The 17,481-nt window shown below is 71.0% G+C and carries 18 protein-coding genes; 7 read left to right on the forward strand and 11 right to left on the reverse strand.

Annotation, left to right across the window (positions count from 1 at the left end):
* Positions 1–310 precede the first annotated feature (310 nt).
* Entirely contained in the window at positions 311–892 is a 582-nt protein-coding gene (locus tag D7231_RS10665; RefSeq protein WP_120754804.1) for a TetR/AcrR family transcriptional regulator, read from the forward strand.
* 504 nt (positions 893–1,396) lie between these two features.
* Here the strand turns inward: D7231_RS10665 and D7231_RS10670 are convergent.
* Positions 1,397–2,062, reverse strand: coding sequence for a ScbR family autoregulator-binding transcription factor (locus D7231_RS10670; RefSeq protein ID WP_120754806.1), 666 nt, complete (start codon positions 2,060–2,062; stop codon positions 1,397–1,399).
* Between the two features lie 176 nt (positions 2,063–2,238).
* On the opposite strand from D7231_RS10670, the gene D7231_RS10675 reads away from it, so the two are divergent.
* Positions 2,239–3,429 (forward strand): alpha/beta hydrolase, encoded by a 1,191-nt coding sequence (locus D7231_RS10675; RefSeq protein ID WP_120755560.1) that lies wholly within the window; start codon positions 2,239–2,241, stop codon positions 3,427–3,429.
* 25 nt (positions 3,430–3,454) lie between these two features.
* On the opposite strand, the gene D7231_RS10680 is transcribed toward D7231_RS10675, so the two are convergent.
* Positions 3,455–4,636 (reverse strand): alpha/beta hydrolase, encoded by a 1,182-nt coding sequence (locus D7231_RS10680; protein ID WP_120754808.1) that lies wholly within the window; start codon positions 4,634–4,636, stop codon positions 3,455–3,457.
* Positions 4,637–4,851: 215 nt separating this feature from the next.
* Between D7231_RS10680 and D7231_RS10685 the strand changes: the two genes are divergently transcribed.
* Both D7231_RS10685 and D7231_RS10690 read left to right on the forward strand, forming a co-directional pair.
* Positions 4,852–5,493: a GNAT family N-acetyltransferase gene (locus D7231_RS10685; RefSeq protein ID WP_120754810.1), complete on the forward strand. Its 642-nt coding sequence runs from the start codon at positions 4,852–4,854 to the stop codon at positions 5,491–5,493.
* 315 nt (positions 5,494–5,808) lie between these two features.
* Positions 5,809–7,335, forward strand: a complete 1,527-nt coding sequence (locus tag D7231_RS10690) for a VWA domain-containing protein (RefSeq protein ID WP_120754812.1) — start codon at positions 5,809–5,811, stop codon at positions 7,333–7,335.
* Between the two features lie 27 nt (positions 7,336–7,362).
* Here D7231_RS10690 and D7231_RS10695 read toward each other — a convergent pair whose 3' ends face one another.
* A complete protein-coding gene (locus tag D7231_RS10695; RefSeq protein WP_120754814.1) occupies positions 7,363–8,379 on the reverse strand; it encodes a sensor histidine kinase in 1,017 nt (338 codons plus the stop codon).
* Positions 8,376–9,029, reverse strand: a complete 654-nt coding sequence (locus D7231_RS10700) for a response regulator transcription factor (RefSeq protein ID WP_120754816.1) — start codon at positions 9,027–9,029, stop codon at positions 8,376–8,378. Before D7231_RS10700 ends, D7231_RS10695 begins: the two co-directional genes overlap by 4 nt.
* A gap of 257 nt (positions 9,030–9,286) precedes the next feature.
* Between D7231_RS10700 and D7231_RS10705 the strand changes: the two genes are divergently transcribed.
* Positions 9,287–9,472, forward strand: coding sequence for a hypothetical protein (locus D7231_RS10705; RefSeq protein ID WP_120754817.1), 186 nt, complete (start codon positions 9,287–9,289; stop codon positions 9,470–9,472).
* A 195-nt stretch (positions 9,473–9,667) separates the two neighbouring features.
* On the opposite strand, the gene D7231_RS10710 is transcribed toward D7231_RS10705, so the two are convergent.
* The 7 genes from D7231_RS10710 to D7231_RS10740 all read right to left on the reverse strand — a co-directional run bounded on the left by D7231_RS10710 (position 9,668) and on the right by D7231_RS10740 (position 15,255).
* On the reverse strand, positions 9,668–10,498 hold the full coding sequence (locus D7231_RS10710; protein WP_120754819.1) for a hypothetical protein: 831 nt from the start codon (positions 10,496–10,498) through the stop codon (positions 9,668–9,670).
* Positions 10,499–10,665: 167 nt separating this feature from the next.
* Entirely contained in the window at positions 10,666–11,088 is a 423-nt protein-coding gene (locus tag D7231_RS10715) for a peptidase inhibitor family I36 protein (protein ID WP_120754821.1), read from the reverse strand.
* A gap of 156 nt (positions 11,089–11,244) precedes the next feature.
* Positions 11,245–11,997, reverse strand: a complete 753-nt coding sequence (locus D7231_RS10720; RefSeq protein WP_120754823.1) for an ArsR/SmtB family transcription factor — start codon at positions 11,995–11,997, stop codon at positions 11,245–11,247.
* A 57-nt stretch (positions 11,998–12,054) separates the two neighbouring features.
* Positions 12,055–12,987 (reverse strand): MarR family transcriptional regulator, encoded by a 933-nt coding sequence (locus D7231_RS10725; RefSeq protein WP_241999647.1) that lies wholly within the window; start codon positions 12,985–12,987, stop codon positions 12,055–12,057.
* Positions 12,988–13,251: 264 nt separating this feature from the next.
* The gene (locus D7231_RS10730) at positions 13,252–14,172 is read right to left on the reverse strand and encodes an ATP-grasp domain-containing protein (protein WP_120754825.1); all 921 of its coding nucleotides are present in this window, start codon (positions 14,170–14,172) and stop codon (positions 13,252–13,254) included.
* Positions 14,173–14,272: 100 nt separating this feature from the next.
* Complete coding sequence (locus D7231_RS10735) at positions 14,273–14,455, reverse strand: DUF397 domain-containing protein (RefSeq protein ID WP_120754827.1); 183 nt, start codon at positions 14,453–14,455, stop codon at positions 14,273–14,275.
* Positions 14,452–15,255: a helix-turn-helix domain-containing protein gene (locus D7231_RS10740; RefSeq protein WP_120754829.1), complete on the reverse strand. Its 804-nt coding sequence runs from the start codon at positions 15,253–15,255 to the stop codon at positions 14,452–14,454. Before D7231_RS10740 ends, D7231_RS10735 begins: the two co-directional genes overlap by 4 nt.
* 159 nt (positions 15,256–15,414) lie before the next feature.
* Here D7231_RS10740 and D7231_RS10745 point away from each other — a divergent pair, with 159 nt between their 5' ends.
* Both D7231_RS10745 and metG read left to right on the forward strand, forming a co-directional pair.
* Positions 15,415–15,606, forward strand: coding sequence for a hypothetical protein (locus D7231_RS10745; RefSeq protein ID WP_120754831.1), 192 nt, complete (start codon positions 15,415–15,417; stop codon positions 15,604–15,606).
* A gap of 118 nt (positions 15,607–15,724) precedes the next feature.
* Complete coding sequence (gene metG / locus D7231_RS10750; protein ID WP_120754832.1) at positions 15,725–17,446, forward strand: methionine--tRNA ligase; 1,722 nt, start codon at positions 15,725–15,727, stop codon at positions 17,444–17,446.
* Positions 17,447–17,481 lie beyond the last annotated feature (35 nt).

Genomic DNA, 17,481 nt, shown 5'->3' on the forward strand with positions numbered 1-17,481 from the left:
GGTTTGCTGCGGTTCCGCGCCCCATGTCGGCCGCCTCTATGGCCACTTGGCCACCACGCGACCATTCTGACCACGACAATGTATGTATTGCGTGTCGGTGATGTCGCGGTCGGCCGCTGCGAGCCCGCCGGGGGTCTTTTCTGCGGCATGATCTCCACTCCCCCTGGCATGTGCGGCGGCGGCCCGGCACGTCCACTTGCTTGCAGGCGCGGCCAGTTGGGAGCGGCGGGAAGGCGGGCTGCCAGCTGACCAGGCGTCAAGCAGGAGTGCCTGGGGGGCGACAGGTTCACGACAACGGCAGGAGAGACCCATGGGCAGCACCCCTCAGGCGCGCAGGAGCGACACCCGGGAGCGCATCCAGAAAACGGCCCTGGACCTCTTCGTCTCGCGTGGTTACGAGAAGACGTCGCTACGGGAGATCGCCGAGGAGCTCGGCGTTACGAAGGCGGCGCTGTACTACCACTTCAAGACGAAGGAGGACATCCTCAGCGCGCTCTCCAAGGACCTGGGGAGGCCGGTCGACGAACTCATCGCGTGGGCGGAGGAACAACCGCCCACGATGGAGACGAAGCGGGAGCTGTTGCGGCGGTACAGCGCCGCGCTCGCCTCGGCGATGCCGATCTACCACATCCTCCAGGAGAACCAGGCGACGCTGCGCGACCTCGCGGTCGGGCGGGAGCTCAGCGACCGGGTGACCGCGATCTCGCGGCTCATGCACGCGGGTGAGCTGGAGTTCGGCTGTCGCATGCGGGTGGCGAGCGCGGTGCTCACGGTCCACTTCGGCGCGTTCGTGCCGGACGCGGGCGCGTCCGGCACGGCGGAGCAGCGCCGCGAGGCGCTCCTGGACGTGGCCCTGGACGTCCTCTCAGGCGCAGCAGCCCCCACGGTCTGACCCCGGCGGTGCGGCGGAAGGGAGCCGCCCGAGCCCCGGACCCCTCGCCGGGCGCGGCCCCTCACCCTGCCGAACCGGCAGACCACCTCCCGGCGGTGCCGAACCGCCCCCAGGCCGCACGGCACCGCCGGACACCACCGTCGTGGCACTTCACCGCCGCGGCGGAAGAAAGACGCCCGGCCCTCGGGGGCGGCCGGCGCCGGAGCCCTGCCGGGCAGCACCGCTCACCCCACCGAAACAGCCCCCACGTTCCGCCGAACCGGCAGAACATCTCCCGCCGCCACGGCGCGCAACCACCACCCACGCCCCCGGCGGTGCCCAACCGCCCCCAGGCCGCACGGCACCGCCGAACACCACCATCGTGGCACTTCACCGCCGCGGCGGAAGGGAGCGCCCGAGCCCCGAACCCCTCGCCGGGCGCGGCCCCTCACCCGGACGGCCCCGCCGCAGGGCCGCCCCGCGGCCATCGGCGCACCCCCCGCCGGAGGCGCCGCGCGCCGCGCTCTACGCCGCCCCCACCGGCTCCAGCGTCGCCAGCGCGAGCGCCCTCGCTCCGCGCCCCGGGGCCATGTCCAGGCGGGCCAGGACCGCGGGGACGGCGATGGACGGCATGAGGTGCTCGTAGAGCACGATCGCCCGCCGTTCGAGGTCGGCCCGGTCGGAGACCGACTGCGACAGCGCGTTGATCCCCCCGAACGCCCCCACGAGTAGCTCCGCGACTTCCACCGGCACGACGTCCGGTAACACTTCCCCCCGTTCCTTGCCCTCCGCCAGCAGCCGCGTGTGGAGCTCGATCCACCCGGTGAACGGCCCGCTCCGGTGCAGGAGCGCCGCCGACCCGTGTTCCATCGTCAGCCGCACGCTCCCCCGCAGCACGGGATCGACCAGCAGCTGGTGCGCGAAGACCATGCCGAGGTCGACGAGCCGCTGCATCCGGCACCCCCCGGGCAGGTCCAGGAGCGCGGACGTCGCCTCGGCCTGCGCGTCGATGACGGCGAGTGCGAGGTCCTCTTTCGAGGGGAAATGGAAGTACAGCGCACCTTTGGTGACCTCCGCCCGCGCGAGGATCTCGTTGATCGTGGCGGCGTCGTAGCCCCGTTCGTCGAACACCACCGCGGCCGCCTCCAGGATGGTCTGTCGAGTCCTGATCGCACGGTCCTGCTTGGCCACGGCACGCCTCCGAATCGATGGGCCCGCTCACCGCCTTCGCGGCGGTGGGGGGCTGGGCATCCAGCGGCCGCAGCCGGTACCGGGCGCGCCCGCGGCGTCGAGCGTATGCAGCACACCCGCGTCAAGGGAGGAGAGCGAACCAGCCAACGTGTATCTATGGGATATCTATGGGAGCGATGAGTCTCACCGGAACCGCGTTCTTCGCCGCGCTGGCCGCGGCGACGGTGTGTGCCGTGCTGGCCACCCTCCTCCTCTGGTCGAGGATCCCCGGCCCGGCCCCCGCCCGCTGGCTCGCGCGCGTGCTGCTGATCGGGCTGTGCCAGGTGACGGCCATCTGCGTGGTGGCCGCGTGGATCAACACGAGTTACGGGCTGTACGCCTCGTGGGACGATCTGCTGGGCCGCGCCGGCGGCAGCGGCCCGGTGGCGATGCCGGGCCCGCCGCCCGACCGCGCCCGCTTCCTGCGCGGGGACGCGGGGATACAGCAGACGTACGTACGGGGCCCCCGTTCGGCCCTGTCCGGTCAGGTGATGGTGTGGACGCCGCCGCAGTACGACGAGCCGCGCTACCGCCGCACGCCGTTCCCCGTGGTGATCCTGCTGCACGGCATCCCCGGTTCGCCGCAGTCCTGGCTGGACCAGGGCCACATGCCGGCGGCCTTCAAGAAGCTGCTGCGGGCGGGGGCGACCCACCCGTTCATCCTGGCCGTGCCGGTGATCAACCCCGGCGGCCTGGACACGGACTGCGCCGACATCCCCGGCCACAAGATCGCCACCTGGCTCTCGGCGGACGTCCCGGAGGTGATCCGGCAGCACTTCCGTACGGGGAAGGGCCCGCGCTCGTGGGGCCTGCTGGGCATCTCGACCGGCGGCTACTGCGCGGCGAAGCTGCCCTTGCAGTACCCGCGGGTCTTCGGCGCGGGCGCGGCCCTCGACCCCGACCCGCTCAACGGCGAGCAGGGCGCCCTGACCGACCCCGTCCTGCGGGAGCACAACAGCCCCACATGGCTGGTGTCGCACACGAAGCCGCCGGCCGCGCCCGGCGTCGGGCTGTTCCTGGCGACGTCGCGGCAGGACCGCTCCAGCCCGCCGTCCCTCATCGAACATTTTGAGGAGGCCGCGGCCGGCAGCGGCGTCCGGCTGCGGACGATGCTGGCTCCGGCGGGCGGCCACAACTACCACACGTGGATCTCGATGTACCCGGCCGCGTTCGCCTGGCTGAGCGAGGAGCTGGAGGGGCCGGGAGGACAGGTTCCGAATCCGAGCGGGCGGGTCCCGGGCGGTCAGGTCCCGGGGACCACGGCGGATGCTGAAGCCCCCCAGCCCGAGGAGCAGACCGAAGAACAGCCGGAGCAGCCCGAGCCGTAACAGCCCGAGCCATAGCGCAGCAGCCCTAATTGTTGACGTCCTGCGGGAACGTCATCTGCTTCCCCATCCACTCCAGCGTCGGCCCGACCTCCCGCCGCCACGTCGTGAAGTTATGGCTCCCCGACGGAAGAATGATCTTCGCCGCCGTCATCGGCTCCTTGACGGCCTTGAGGAATTTCTCCGTCTCCTTGTAGTTCTTCTCGCCTTCCTTGCTGCTCGTCACGAGAACCGAGACGCGCGGCGCGGGCAAATTCGCCAGCCGCCAGAGCAGATCGTGCTCACGCTTGTTCTTCTCGCCCGCCTCTCCGTCGCCGAAGAGATTTCCCGTGGTCAGATCATTCTTGATCTTGTAGTCGGCGGAGAGGGCGCCCGCCACCGGATACGTACCGGGCTGCCGCATCGCGAGTTCGAGCGCGCACGTGCCGCCCGAGGAGTAGCCCATGACGCCCCAGGCGCTGGCCTCGTGGCCGACGCGGTAGGCGCTCTTGATCGCCTCGGGCAGGTCCTTGGTGAAGTACGTCTCCGACTGCGGTCCCCCGGGCACGTCCACGCACTCCGTGTCGCGGGGCGGGGCTATGGTCGGCCGCACCATCACGATCACGGTCGGCTGCATCTTGCGCTCGCCGATCAGGTCGCTCGCCGTCTTCGGCACCTTCAGGAAGTGGGCGAGGTTGGTGATCCCGCCGGGGTAGCCGCTGATGGCGACGATGACGGGGAAGCGCTGGCGCTTGTACTGCTCTTGGTAGTACTGCGGCGGGAGGTAGACGAACGCGGGCTCCATGACCCCGGCCCGGCGGGCGACCAGGCGCACCGACTCCAGCGTGCCGACCTTGTCCTTCGGCCCCTGCGGGATGTCGCTCTTGTCGATGCCCTCCGTGCCCGTGTTCCGTACGAGCCCGCCCTTGCCCGCGTCCACCGGCGCGGCGTTCGCGCCGCCGTTCTCGGTGATCTGGGTGACCTCGCCCGGCGACCGGTCGTACTTGCCGATCAGCTCGCCCCACGAGCCGTAGAAACTATTGGCGGAATTCACCGCGAGCAGCACCGAGGACATGATCGTCAGCTGGGTGACGACGATCGCGCCGAGCCGGCCGAGCACGGGCAGCACGCCGCGCCCGGAAAGCCGCGGCCAGAGCCAGAGAGTGAGACCCACACACACCACGGCGACGAACACCACCGTGTAGAAGAGTGACCTGCTGGTCAGGCCCATGCGCCCCTCAACTCCCTGCCCCCGCGGTGGGTACTCATGTTCGGTAAAGCGATACTCACCGATGAAGAGGCCGGAATGGGTGGACAGGGTTGCCCTGGACCCATTTCTTACCCCGCTCTTGTCCTGCGCGTGTCCTGTCGGCCGCCTGCCGTTATCGCGCCGGAAACCGGGCCCGGCGGCGGGTGGGTGGGGGTTCCGCTGGGCAAGAAGGGCGCATGGGTGACGTCTTCCTTCGCAGGCTGAGCCGCTGGCAGGCCGACCAGTACCGCGACCAGCTCGCGGACCTGCACGCCGCGGCGTACGGCGCTACGGCACGCGGTGCTACGGAGCGTGGTGCTACCGAGCGCGGCGCCGCGGCGCCCGCGGAACCGCACGGCCACGGGGAACCGTACGTCGAGCCCTTCCACAGCCGCAGCCGTTTCCGGGAACGCCTCGCGGAACACTCGGCGCGGCCGGGCTTCGACCTGGTCGTCGCGGACTCCGGCGGGCGCCCGGTCGGCTGCGCGTACGGCTATCCCCTGCCGCGCGACAGCGCCCGGTGGGAGGGCTTCGCCGGGCCCGTGCCGGGGCAGCTGGAGGAGCTGACCGCGGCGGGCCGGGTGTTCGCGGTCGCCGAGCTGGTGGTCGCGCCGGGCGAGCGCCGCCAGGGCATCGGGCGGCGGCTGCACGACCGGCTGCTGTCCGGCAGCGGCGCGGCGCTCGCGGCACTGCTCCTCTCCCCCGCCGACGCGCACACCGCGGCGGCGGAGGCGGCCCGCCGGTCCTGGGGCTGGCAGCAGGCCGGCCGGCTGCGGCTGCCGGCCGCGGGGGACGTCGGGGACGCCCTGGAGGTGTTCGTACGGCCGTTGCGCCGCTGAATCCGCCGGCCGACGCTCCGGAGCGGCTGCGAAGCGGGCTGCGAAGCGGGTTACGAAGCGGGCTACGACGAGAGCTGCGATGTGGCGGGAAATCGCCGCCCGCCACGCCCCGGTCTGACGGAGTGTGAACTTCCGTGGCCCCAAGTGGGCGTAGCGGCCGTCCCCCGTGCGTGGGGCGGCCGGGAGTGCCTCGCGAGGGTCTGAGCATGCGGGGAATAGGGGGGCGGCTAGCCTTACGTCACCGTCCCCCAGGGGGATGTATACCCGCAACACGGACATTTCATAGCTCCCGAGACACGTGAAGGACTACTCCACATGGGCATTCGGAGTCTGCTGCGGAACGCGTTCGGCCGGTCCAGGACAGCGACGGCCGAACGAGACGAAGCGAGCCCGCGCCAGAGCGCGCCGCCGTCCGTGCCCGCGCCCGCCCAGGAGCCGGACCCGGAGCCGCGCGCCGAACCGCGCACCGAGCCGCGGAGCGATTCCGGTACCGGTACCGGCCCGCTGAGCGCATCCGGCAGCGCGCCGCGCACTGAGTCACGTACTGAGCCGCGTACGGAGCCGCTCGTGGCCCGGCCGCGCACCTCTACGGAAGAGACCGCCGCCGAGCCGGCCCCCGCGCCCGAGCCCGTCCGCGCCCCGGTGCCGCCGCAGCAGGGCGGCGGGAGCACCGCGCGGCTGGCCGAGCCGCTCGACGCCCCCCTCGACGAGCCGGACGGCGACCGCATCCCCGACCCCGGCCCGCTGGAGCCGACGCCGCAGCCGGGGCCCACCCCCGGTCCGCGCCCCGGCCCCGGGCCCGTGCCGCCGGAGCCGAGCCCCGAGCCCGAGCCGCAGCCGACGCCCGTCCCGACGCCCACGCCCGTTCCGCAGCCGGAGCCCGTGCCGCCGGTCGACCCCGAGCCGGTGCCCGAGCCCGCCCCCGGCCCGGACCCGGTCCGCAAGCCGGAGCCCGCGCCGGGCCCCCCGATGCCGGAGCCGTCCCCGGCGATGCCGCCGCGCGAGGAAGCGCCTGTACAAGAGGCAGCACCTGTACAGGAGGCAGCACCTGTGCAGGAAGAAGCGCCTGCGCAGTCCGCCGCGCAGACCGCCGCACCCGCCGCCGTCAGCCCTGCGCAGTCCCCCGCCATCAGCCTCCAGAAGCTGGAAACGCGCGCCCCCGGCCTGATCAGCCTCTACAAGGAGGCCGGTGCCTCCCTGGAGAAGCAGGGCCTGACGGGGCAGCGCGCGGCGGTCTACCTCGTCCTCGACCGTTCCGGCTCCATGCGCGAGTTCTACAAGAACGGCACGGTCCAGCACCTCGCCGAGCAGGCCCTCGGCCTGTCCGCCCATCTGGACGACGACGGCACGGTGCCGGTCGTCTTCTTCTCGACGGACGTCGACGGCGTCGCCGAGGTCGACCTCGGCAACTACGAGGGCCGCATCGAGGAACTCCACTCCTCCATGGGCCACATGGGCCGCACCAACTACCACTGGGCGATGGAAGCGGTGATCGGCCACTACAAGAAGTCCGGCTCGACCGCCCCCGCGTTCGTCATCTTCCAGACGGACGGCGGCCCGTACAGCAAGCCGGCCGCGGAGCGGGCCCTCTGCGAGAGCTCGAACCTGCCGATCTTCTGGCAGTTCGTCGCCTTCGGCGACCCGGAGGGCAAGGGCTTCGACTTCCTGCGGAAGCTGGACGACCTGCCGGTCCCGGAGAAGCGCGTCGTGGACAACGCAGGCTTCTTCCACGCGGGCCGCGACCCGAAGTCGCTCACGGACGCGCAGCTCTACGCGGAGCTGATGGTGGAGTTCCCGGACTGGCTGAAGGAGGCCAGGGCGGCGGGCATCGTCGAAGGCTGAGCCCGGAAGCCGGCGCCGGGGCGGGCGTCATTCCCGCCCCGGCGCCGGAATCTCCACCGTCACCCGCAGCCCGCCGCCCCGGTTCGGCGCGGCGCTCGCCCGCCCCCCGTGGGCCCGTGCGATCGACTGGACGATGGACAGGCCCAGGCCCGTGCCGCCGCAGAGCCGTTCCTTGCCCTGCCCCCGCCGGAACGGCTCGAACAGGGCCGGGATGTCGGCCGCCGCCACCACCGGCCCGGAGTTGCGGACCACCAGCCGGCCCGGCTCGACGATCACGTCGACTTCGCCGCCCCGGTGGTTGTACTCGACCGCGTTGCGCAGCAGGTTCCCGGCGAGCTGCCCGAGCAGGACGCGGTTGCCCCGCAGCGGCGCCCGTTCGCTGCGGACGGAGACCCGTACCCCCGCCCGCTCCGCGCGCCCCGCGATGGCCGCGGTCTCCTCGGAGACGACGTCGGCGAGGTCGAGGGAGTCGCGCCGCTCCAGGCCGCGGTCGCTGCGGGCGAGCAGGAGCAGGCCGTCGATGAGGCGCTCGGAGCGGCGGTTGGCCTCCAGGAGCGTGGTCCGTACGTGCGCGAGCTCCTCCGGGGACGGGTCCCCGTCCAGCCCGACCTGGATGGCCGTGCGCTGCACGGCGAGCGGCGTCCGCAGCTCGTGCGAGGCGTTGGAGATGAAGCGCCGCTGGCTCTCGAACGCGCCCTGGACGGGGCGCAGGCAGCGGCCCGCCGTCCACCAGCCCACCCCGACGGCCAGCAGCGCCGTCACGAACAGCGCCACCGCCGACCACATGATCATCTGCTGGGAGGCGGCGGCGCTGACGTCGCCCGAGATCCGGTACGCCGTCCACGCGCTCACCCTCTCCCCCGGCCGCACGAGCTCGACGGGCACCGCGTTCCGCGCGATCGTCGTCGCCCGCTCCTGCGTACCGGCGCGCGAGAGCAGGTTCACGGTGAGCAGGAGAGCCGTGCCGAGCACGAGAAAGATCCCGCCGAAGGCCACGGCGATACGGGTACGGGCCGTGAGGAACGGCCGCCTGACGGGTTTCACAGCGCGTATCCCACGCCCTGCACCGTACGGATCAGCGCCGGCTCCCCGAGCTTGCCGCGCAGCTTGCTCATCGCCACCCGCACCGCGCCGGTGAACGGGTCGGCATGCGCGTCCCAGGCCCGCTCCAGGAGCTCCTCCGCGCTGACGACCGCCCCGTCCGCCTCCAGCAGCAGTTGCAGGATGGCGAACTCCTTGGGCGAGAGGTCCAGGGCCCGCCCCTCCCGGTCGGCGGTCCGGCGCACCGTGTCCAGCCGCAGGCCCGCCCGCTCCAGCAGCGGCGGGGCCGGGCGCGCGCTGCGCCGCCGCAGGGCGCGCACCCGCGAGATCAGCTCGGGGAACTCGAACGGCTTCGGGAGGTAGTCGTCCGCGCCCAGGTCCAGTCCGGCCACCCGGTCCTCCATCGACCCGGCGGCGGTGAGCATCAGGATGCGGGTGCGGGAGCCGCCCGCGACCAGGTGCCGGGCGACGTCGTCGCCGTGCACGCGCGGCAGGTCGCGGTCGAGGACGACGACGTCGTAGTCGTGCAGGGAGAGATAGGCGATGGCCGCGTCGCCGCTGTAGACGGTGTCCACCGCGAACCCGGCCCTGCGCAGGCCCGTCGCGACCAGCTCGGCCAGTATCTCTTCGTCCTCGGCGACCAGTACCCGCATGGCTTCACCCGTCTCCTCTGGAGGCCGTCTCCTCCGGCAGCAATACGTCTCCCCTCCCAGGATGCGGTGTACAGCAGGACATGTTTCGCAAACCTCTCCAACGCGCTGCCCGCGCCCCCGGGGAGCCTCCGCGCGCCCCGTGCACGCGGTTACGGAGAGCCGATCGAACAACTACTGTTGGTAATCACAGAGTCACTCTGCGGATACAGTCGGATCCATCGGATCCATTCGGATGCACCGGATACAGGAGCTCTCTCATGGCCGTTCCCGGCGAGGTCGTCCCCAGCGAGGAGGGCGAAGCGCGGACGTCGTCCCACGCAGGCACGTTCGCCTCCCTCCAGGACGCCGTCGACTTCGTCACCCAGCCCCCGGGACAGGGCAGCGGAGAAGCCGGCTTCTCCTACCGGGCGGACGGCCAGGTCGACGTCGTGTACTTCCACTGAGGCGCCGTCCGGAGCATCCACCGAGACTTCCTCCGGAGCGTCCGCCGAGGTTTCCTCCGGTGCTCCTGTGAGAGGGAGGGGGAACCGGGTGGCGGGAGGGGCAGCCCCCGCCACCCGGTCACAATGCGGGCCGGGACGACTCCGGCTTCCATCTTCCATGAGCGGGCCGGGACGGCTTCCATCAGCGGGCCGGAGCTACGGCGCGGGCGGGAGCTCCCCCAGGGCGGCCCCGGCCCGTTCCTGCCGGGCGGCGAGCTCGGCCTTGACCGCGGCGAGCTCCTTCGCGTTCCGGTCGATCTCCTGCCGCTGATAGGCCGCGTCGACCGCGAACCACACGCCCACCACGTTGTGCGCCTTCTTGCACTGCGCATCGGCCGTCGCCGCCTCCCGCTCCTTCACGGACGGCTGCTCCGTACGCCATGCGGGGTCGCCGCTCGCCTGGAGCGGATCGGCGTACGAGGGGAAGCCGCGCTGCTTCATGCAGGCCGCCCACTCGGCAAGGACGCCGGTCACGCGGGGATCGCGCTGCGCCTTCTCGAAACTCTCGGCGTTGATCCGGTCGGCGACGGCCGCGTCGCCACCGGCCTCGGCCCCGTCCGTACGCAGCGCCGCACGCGCCTCGCCCAGGCAGCCGCCGGCGGGCACGGTGCGCCCGCCCACCCGCTGCCCGCCCTTCGCGGCGCCGCTGCCCGGCTTGGCCTTGGGATCGTCCGTGCCGGTCAGCACGATGCCCGCCTCGGCGGAGAGGGACGGCGGCGGCGCGGGCGGCGGCACGGTCGTCCGCGGGCTGCCGGGCGGCGCGAAGCCGTAGCGGGCGGCCTCGGCGGGATCGGTGACGCCGTAGCGGTACTGCGTACGGGTCGCGGGGCGGAAGGGGGTGGCGGGGTCGGGCGGCCGGTAGGTGACGCCGAAGCGGTTCATGCAGCGTTCGACGAGGGTGCGCTGGGCGGCGTCGAGACGGTCGGCTTGGGCGTTGGTGAGGAGGTAGGGGTCGATGGGGAGGGGGTGGGAGGCGGCGGACTCCATCGAAGGAAAGGCGGAAGCCTGCGGGACGTCGGCGCGGGCGTCGGCCCCGGAACCGGAAGACGAGCCGGAACACCCGCCAACCGCCAGCAGAACGCCCACGACCGCGGCAGCAAAGGCGCCCCGCCCGTGTCGACAGGCGGGGCACGTGGTGCGCGGAGGCAGCTCGGTCACCCGAACTTGCCGGACGCGTTGTTGTTCCGCAGCGCGGGAATGAGGTTCGCCGCGCCGCCGGCCGCGATGCGCTGGTGCACGCCCGTGTAGTTCGGGCTGTAGTAGATCGTGATCGCGTTGCTGAAGTCCCAGTTGTCGACCGACGCCGCGTTGTTCCGGACGACCAGGCCGGAGCCGGAGTCGCCGCGCGTGGAACTGCTCGTCACGAAGTGGTTGTTCCCGTAGTTCGCGTCGTTGTTGTACTGCTTGTAGATCGCACCCGTGTAGTTCTGGTGGTAGAACAGGCACGCGTAGCCGCTTGAGCAGCTCTCCGTGAACTGGTCCGTCGACGCGGATGCCGGCGTGGTGGCGGCCAGAAGGCCCGAACCCGCGGCCGCAATGGCGATCGCTCCGGCCACGGCCAGACGCTTGAATCGCATACGAAAACCCTCCTGTTCGGCTCTTTCGGCTGTTCCAGCTCTTTCGGCTCTTTGCAGGAAGCGTTCCGTTTTCAGGCGCCATCCTGTCGAGTCGGCGGGGAGAAGAACAGCGCCTTCGAATCTCGTCGAAACGCGCAGCTCACTCACCCACTCGCATCACTCACAGCTCGAATGCACGAGCGCGGAACCGGTGCGGGTGCGCACGTGCAGCGCGGTGGTGCCGTGCGGCACGGTCCTGAGCAGGCCCGCGTCCCGCAGAGCGGAGAGGTGGTGGCTCACCGTGGGCGCGGAGACGCCGACGCGGCGGGCCAGTTCGCCGGCGGTGCAGGCAGTCCCGGCGGCGATGAGGATTCCGGCGCGGGTGGCGCCCATGAGGCGGGCGAGGACCTTGTCCCCGGCGGGATCGGACTGCGGCTGGGCGGCCGGGTGCACGAGGACGGGCGGCTCGTCCGGATCCTCGGGCAGATGCCCGGTGCCGTGGCAGAAGTAGGACGGCTGGAGCAGCAGCCCGCGCCCGCGGAGATCACAGTCGCGGTTCACGGCGCTGCGGACGTGGAGCGTCGGCGGCAGCCACCGCATGGTGGGCGCGTAGCTGCGGAGCAGCCCGTTCACCCCGCCGTCCAGCAGCGCGCGGATCCGCAGGGCGCGGTCGCCGTCGACGCTCGTACGGATGTCCTCCCAGTACGGGTCGACGGCCACTTCGCGGTAGGCGTCCGGCGGGCCCGGGTGCGCGGCGGGTGCCGGGTGCGGCATCCTCGCGACGACGTCACGCCGCCAGGCCATATAGCGCGGCGGCACGACCCGTCTTCGTAAGTGCCGCAGGCTCAGCACAAGTTCCCACCGGAGGTCGGGGGCGGTCGCCACGCGGGTGTTGAGCAGATCCGTGTCCGTGAAGTGAATTCGCAGCACCGCGGAAGAGTGTCAAGGACGGTACGGGGGCACCAGTCGAAATGCGGCTGATGTGGACTATGGCTGGTTCGGGGCCGGGCCCGTGCCGGGTCCAGCGGTGCGGGGGTTGGTGCGGGCGATGGTGCGGAGGCGGGAGACGCGGGCGCGCACCTCGGCCTTCGCCGCGTCGGACAGGTCCGTGGACGGTTCGACGCCGCGGCAGGCGCGGCAGAGGCCGTCGGGCAGGGCTTCAGCCGGGCCGGGAATGCCGCAGACGGTGCACTCCATCATCCAGAGGGGCGCTGCCTGCGCGGCGGGCGAGAGCTGAGGAGGTAGGTGGAGAGGTAGCTGGGGAGGCACCCTGTCGACGAGCCTCCTGCGGGTGAAAGCACCCGGACACTGGATGACGTCGGGGAGGTCGTGCGTGAGGATCCGCGCGAAGTCCAAGGGCGTGATGCCCCGCGCGAACCACTCGGCGGCGAGGCCTTCGAGGGCCGCACAATCTGCCGCGGACAGCGTCAGCCGGGAGTCCGAGCAGCCGAGGGTGGCGAGGGCGATGTAGGCCTGGGAGCAGGTGGATTGCGGCTGGTCTCGGGGCTGGGGCTGCTCCCGGGGCGTGGCTGCCGAGGGAACGGGCGGCCCCTCGCCGTCTGCCAGGAACGCGTTCCACCAGGCGTTGTCGCGAGGCGTCCGGGAGAAGAACCAGCGCGAGACCCACTGCGTACGGCCCTCGCCGACCACGCGCCGGACGCGGCGCAGGTGACCGGCGTCGTTGAGGGCCTTGAGCGCGGTGGCGACGGCCTGCTGCCCGTAGGCGGGAAGCTCCTTGGCCAGGGTCTTGATGTCGACGGCGGCACCGTCGGGAAGCCGGTCGATGTGGGCCGCGATGTACGCCTCGCGGGTGGGCAGATGCGCGAAGTCGTCGCGGCGGCGGGGTGCTTGGTCGGGCGCGGAACGCTTGCCGTAGCCGGGCGCGGCCATGGGGGGAGCGGTAAGGTTGGCGACAGCCATGAGATCAAAGTTCCTTGATCTTGTTGGTCAGACCCTGGCCTGGTGCTCTAACACCGAGCCAGGGTCGCTTTGTTGTGGCGCACGCTACACGGCGACAGCGAGGCGTGGCGACTCGCTTGCGGAAAGTCATACGGGTGTGCTTACGCGCGTGCTTGCGTGCGTGCTTACGCGTGTCCGCGCGAGGCTCGGGTGGGAGGGTGGGGAGAGTCCTCCCACCCATTCCGTGTATGGATCGCTCGGGTCCCGGCCCCCGAATCCCGAAGCTCAGCGGGCGGAGAGGCGACGGGCGACGCAGGCCGTAATGGCGGGTGCAACCGTGACCATCTCCGGGCGCCAGCCGGGGACGGCGTTCACCTCGCAGACGGTGAAGGTGCCCTCGGAGGCGAACAGCAGGTCCACCCCCGCGATGTCCAGGCCCAGGGCGCGGGCCGCGCGGGCGGCGAGCTCTTCCGCCTCGGGATAGCGGCCCGCACACAGGGTCGCGGTGCCGCCCTGGGCGATGTTGGCGGCGAGGGCGCCGTTGCCGGAGGTGTGCAGGACGGCGTCCACCGGTTCGCCGTCGATCACGACCACGCGGAGCGTACGGCCGTGCGAGTGGGCGACGTGCTCCTGGAAGAGGAACGGCGTGTCCTGCGTGAGGCTGCCGGCCACCTCTTGCAGCAGGCCCGGGTCCCGGGCGAGGAAGACCCGCCCGCCCTTGGCGCCGTTCACGGACTTCACCACGCAGGGCGTGTCCAGGTGCGGGCTCCGGACGACGCCCTCCAAGGGGGCAGTGGCGTAGGAGAGCGTGTCGGGCACCGGCAGCCCGGCCAGGGCGAGCTCCTGCAACTGAAGGATCTTGTTACGGGCCTTGAGCTGGGCGTCCACCGTGTTGATGAGGGTGCTGCCCATGCGTTCCAGGTGCCGCAGCAACGTGACCTCGCGGTCGCTGCGCATGGGGCCGGGCATCTGCCGTACGCACACGACGGCGGGGGCGGGCAGGTCCGCGCCGCCGCCGAGGGTGCGCAGCACCAGCTTGCCGCCCTGCACGCCGAAGAGCAGCTCATCGGTATGCCAGACCGCGAAGCGGGGGCCGTACGCGTCGGCGAGCGCCGCGGCCAGCTCGCGGGTGGCCCGGTGCAGCGTGGCGGGGTGCTCGCGCACCAGCATCCACACATCGGCAAGCGCGGGGTCGTCTTTGACCATGCCGCCGAGTCTCGCAGCTCGGCGAATGTGGTGTCACGGGGCGCGGGGCGGGGTGCCCGCGGGGCGGGGCGCGCCCGCGGGGCTCCGGGGCGGGGTGCGTTTACGCTGCGGCGATGTATGCGATGAACCCCGCCCAGGCGGGGGCCTCTACGGCGAGCTGCGGCCCGCACTTTCTCTTGGAGTCACGTATACGTATCGCATCCGGTCCGGCGGATATCTCGACGCACTCGCTGCCCTGGGCGTCGCTGTAGCTGGATTTGAACCACGTCTGCTCATTGCTCATAGCTCGTCCGCCATTCGTTCGAGGAAACGCCTGGTTTCCTCCGATGGGAGGGCCTGCGCGCGGATTACGCCATAGCGCTGCGACAGAGTGCCGACTTCCTCGGAGGAAAAGTGACTCAGCTCCTGACCTTCCGCCAGGACATAACGATGGCCATGCTGGGTCTCCAGCAGCACCATAGGACCGTTCAGGGCATCAGGCACGACCCTGTCGAACGGAAGCACCTGCAAGCAGACGTGCCGCAGACGCGAAACCTCCAGCAATCGCATGAGCTGTCGCTTATGCGCCTCGGGACCACCCATCGGCGTCCGCAGCGCGGCTTCGTGGACGACGAAACTGAAATCCACCAGGCGGTCACGAGAGAGCAACTGCTGTCGTTCGAGTCGGGCCACGACCCGCTCTTCCACGGTCTTCTCGTCCAGCAGCGGACGTCCGCCACTGAGCAGCGCCCGCGCGTACTCCTCAGTCTGTAGGAGCCCGGGGATCAGCATGGTCTGGTACGACCACAGCACGACGGCTTCTGCTTCGAGCGCGAAGAACTCCTTGGACCGCTCGGGGAACTTCTCCCTCGTGAGATACGAGAGCCCCGCCTTCAACTTCCCTCGCGCTCCGAAAAGCTCATCAGCAATCTCTGCCATTCTCGGCGGGCACGCGCGGCGCCCCTGTTCCACAGATCGGACCATTTCCGCGGAATAGCCGACTGCCTCAGCCACCTCCTCCCGTGACATCTCCGCTTCCTGCCGCCACATCATGAACTGGTTCCCGAGATACCGATGGTTGCCCGGCAGAAATACCTCGCCCATGGTCGAACACCCTCCCCTGTTACAGATGGCATACCCTCTGGCCAAAGATTCCGCACATCACCGACCGTATCCATCTCGTGACCGATCAGGCTAGCCATCCGTGGGCATCAATATGGCGTGAGCAGAGAAAATCCCCCTCCCCTTCCTCTCAGCTACGCCGTGGACACCCGTACCAACCGCCTCGGGCAGGTCATGGACCTCGACCTCCCCGCCGGTCGCGTACACCTGCGCCCGCCCCAGGGCGGCCTGCCGTGGCACTGTCCGCCCGAGCACGCCCGCCCCGCGTCCGAAGCGGAAGCGCTCCGCGCGCGCGTGGCGCGGCTCAATGCCGTGAGCAGGTGGGGTGTGTGAGGTGATCACCCGGCCCTCGCGGGCCTGGATGGCCGAAAGAAACGCCGCGCGGGCGTACCCGGTCGCTCGGATACGCTAAAGGTCTCCATATACGCCCGCGACCAGGGAGCAGCCGGAAATGGCTCGACACCTCATCACCAGCGCCCTTCCGTACATCAACGGGATCAAGCACCTGGGCAACATGGTGGGGTCCATGCTCCCGGCGGACGTGTACGCCAGGTACCTCCGCCAGACCGGTCGCGAGACGCTGTACATCTGTGCCACCGACGAGCACGGCACCCCGGCTGAGCTGGGCGCCAAGGAGCTCGGGCTGCCCGTGGCCGAGTTCTGCGCGAAGCAGCACGACGCGCAGAAGGCGATCTACGACGGCTTCGCCCTGTCCTTCGACTACTTCGGCCGCAGCTCGTCGCCGGAGAACCGGGAGATCACGCAGCACTTCGCGCGGCAGCTCCAGAAGAACGGGTTCATCGAGGAGCGCTCGATCCGGCAGGTGTACTCGCTGGCCGACGGCCGCTTCCTGCCCGACCGCTACATCGTCGGCACGTGCCCGCACTGCGGTTACGACAAGGCCCGCGGCGACCAGTGCGAGAACTGCACGCGCGTCCTGGACCCGACGGACCTGATCGACGCCCGTTCGGCGATCAGCGGCAGCAGCGAGCTGGAGGTGCGGGAGACCAAGCACCTGTTCCTGCTCCAGTCGAAGCTTCAGGGCGAGGTCGAGGCGTGGATCGACGAGCACGGCAAGGACTGGCCGGTCCTGGCGTCCTCGATCGCCCGCAAGTGGCTGACCGAGGGGCTGAACGACCGGGCGATCACGCGTGACCTGGACTGGGGCGTGCCGGTCCCGGCCGACACGTGGCCGGAGCTGGCGGCGGAGGGCAAGGTCTTCTACGTCTGGTTCGACGCTCCGATCGAGTACATCGGCGCGACGAAGGAGTGGGCGGCCCAGGACCCGGAGAACCGGGACTGGAAGTCCTGGTGGTACGAGGCGTCGGACGTGCGCTACACGCAGTTCATGGGCAAGGACAACGTCCCGTTCCACACGGTGATGTTCCCGGCGACGCAGCTCGGCGTCCGCGAGCCGTGGAAGAAGGTCGACTACGTCAAGGCCTTCAACTGGCTGAACTACTACGGCGGCAAGTTCTCCACGTCGCAGAAGCGCGGCGTGTTCACGCATGACGCGCTGGAGCTGCTGCCCGCCGACTACTGGCGCTACTTCATGATGGCGAACGCCCCCGAGTCGGACGACACGTCGTTCACGTGGGAGCTGTTCTCGGCCACCGTGAACAAGGACCTCGCCGACGTCCTGGGCAACTTCGTGAACCGCGTGCTGTCCTTCTCGAAGAAGCGCTTCGGCGACACGGTCCCGGCCGGCGCCGAGGCGGGCGAGGCGGAGACCGCGCTGGGCCGCGAGATCGCCCAGCTGCTCCAGGAGTACGAGGAGCACATGGAGGCCATGCAGTTCCGCAAGGCCGCCCAGGCGCTGCGCGCACTGTGGAGCGCGGGCAACTCGTACCTGGAGACGAAGGCCCCCTGGCTGGAGATCAAGACCGACCCGGAGGCCGCGGCGCTGACGCTGCGCACGGCGATGAACCTGATCCACCTGTACTCGGTGATCTCGGAGCCGTTCATTCCGCAGTCGGCGTCGGCGATGCGCCTCGCGTTCGGCCTGGCGGACGACACGAAGACGTGGGTCACGGCGGACGAGGCCCGGTCGCTGTCGTTCGTCCCGGCCGGTACGTCCTTCGAGGTCCCGCCGGTGCTCTTCGCGAAGATCACCGAGGATGACCTGGCGGCCTACCGCGAGCGCTTCGGCGGCGGCGAGGAGCCGGCGGCCTAGCCTCCCCGCACAGCAGCCGCAGAGGGCCCGGAACC

Origin of the sequence: Streptomyces klenkii (genome assembly GCF_003626645.1) — a bacterium.
GTDB classification, from domain to species: domain Bacteria; phylum Actinomycetota; class Actinomycetes; order Streptomycetales; family Streptomycetaceae; genus Streptomyces; species Streptomyces klenkii.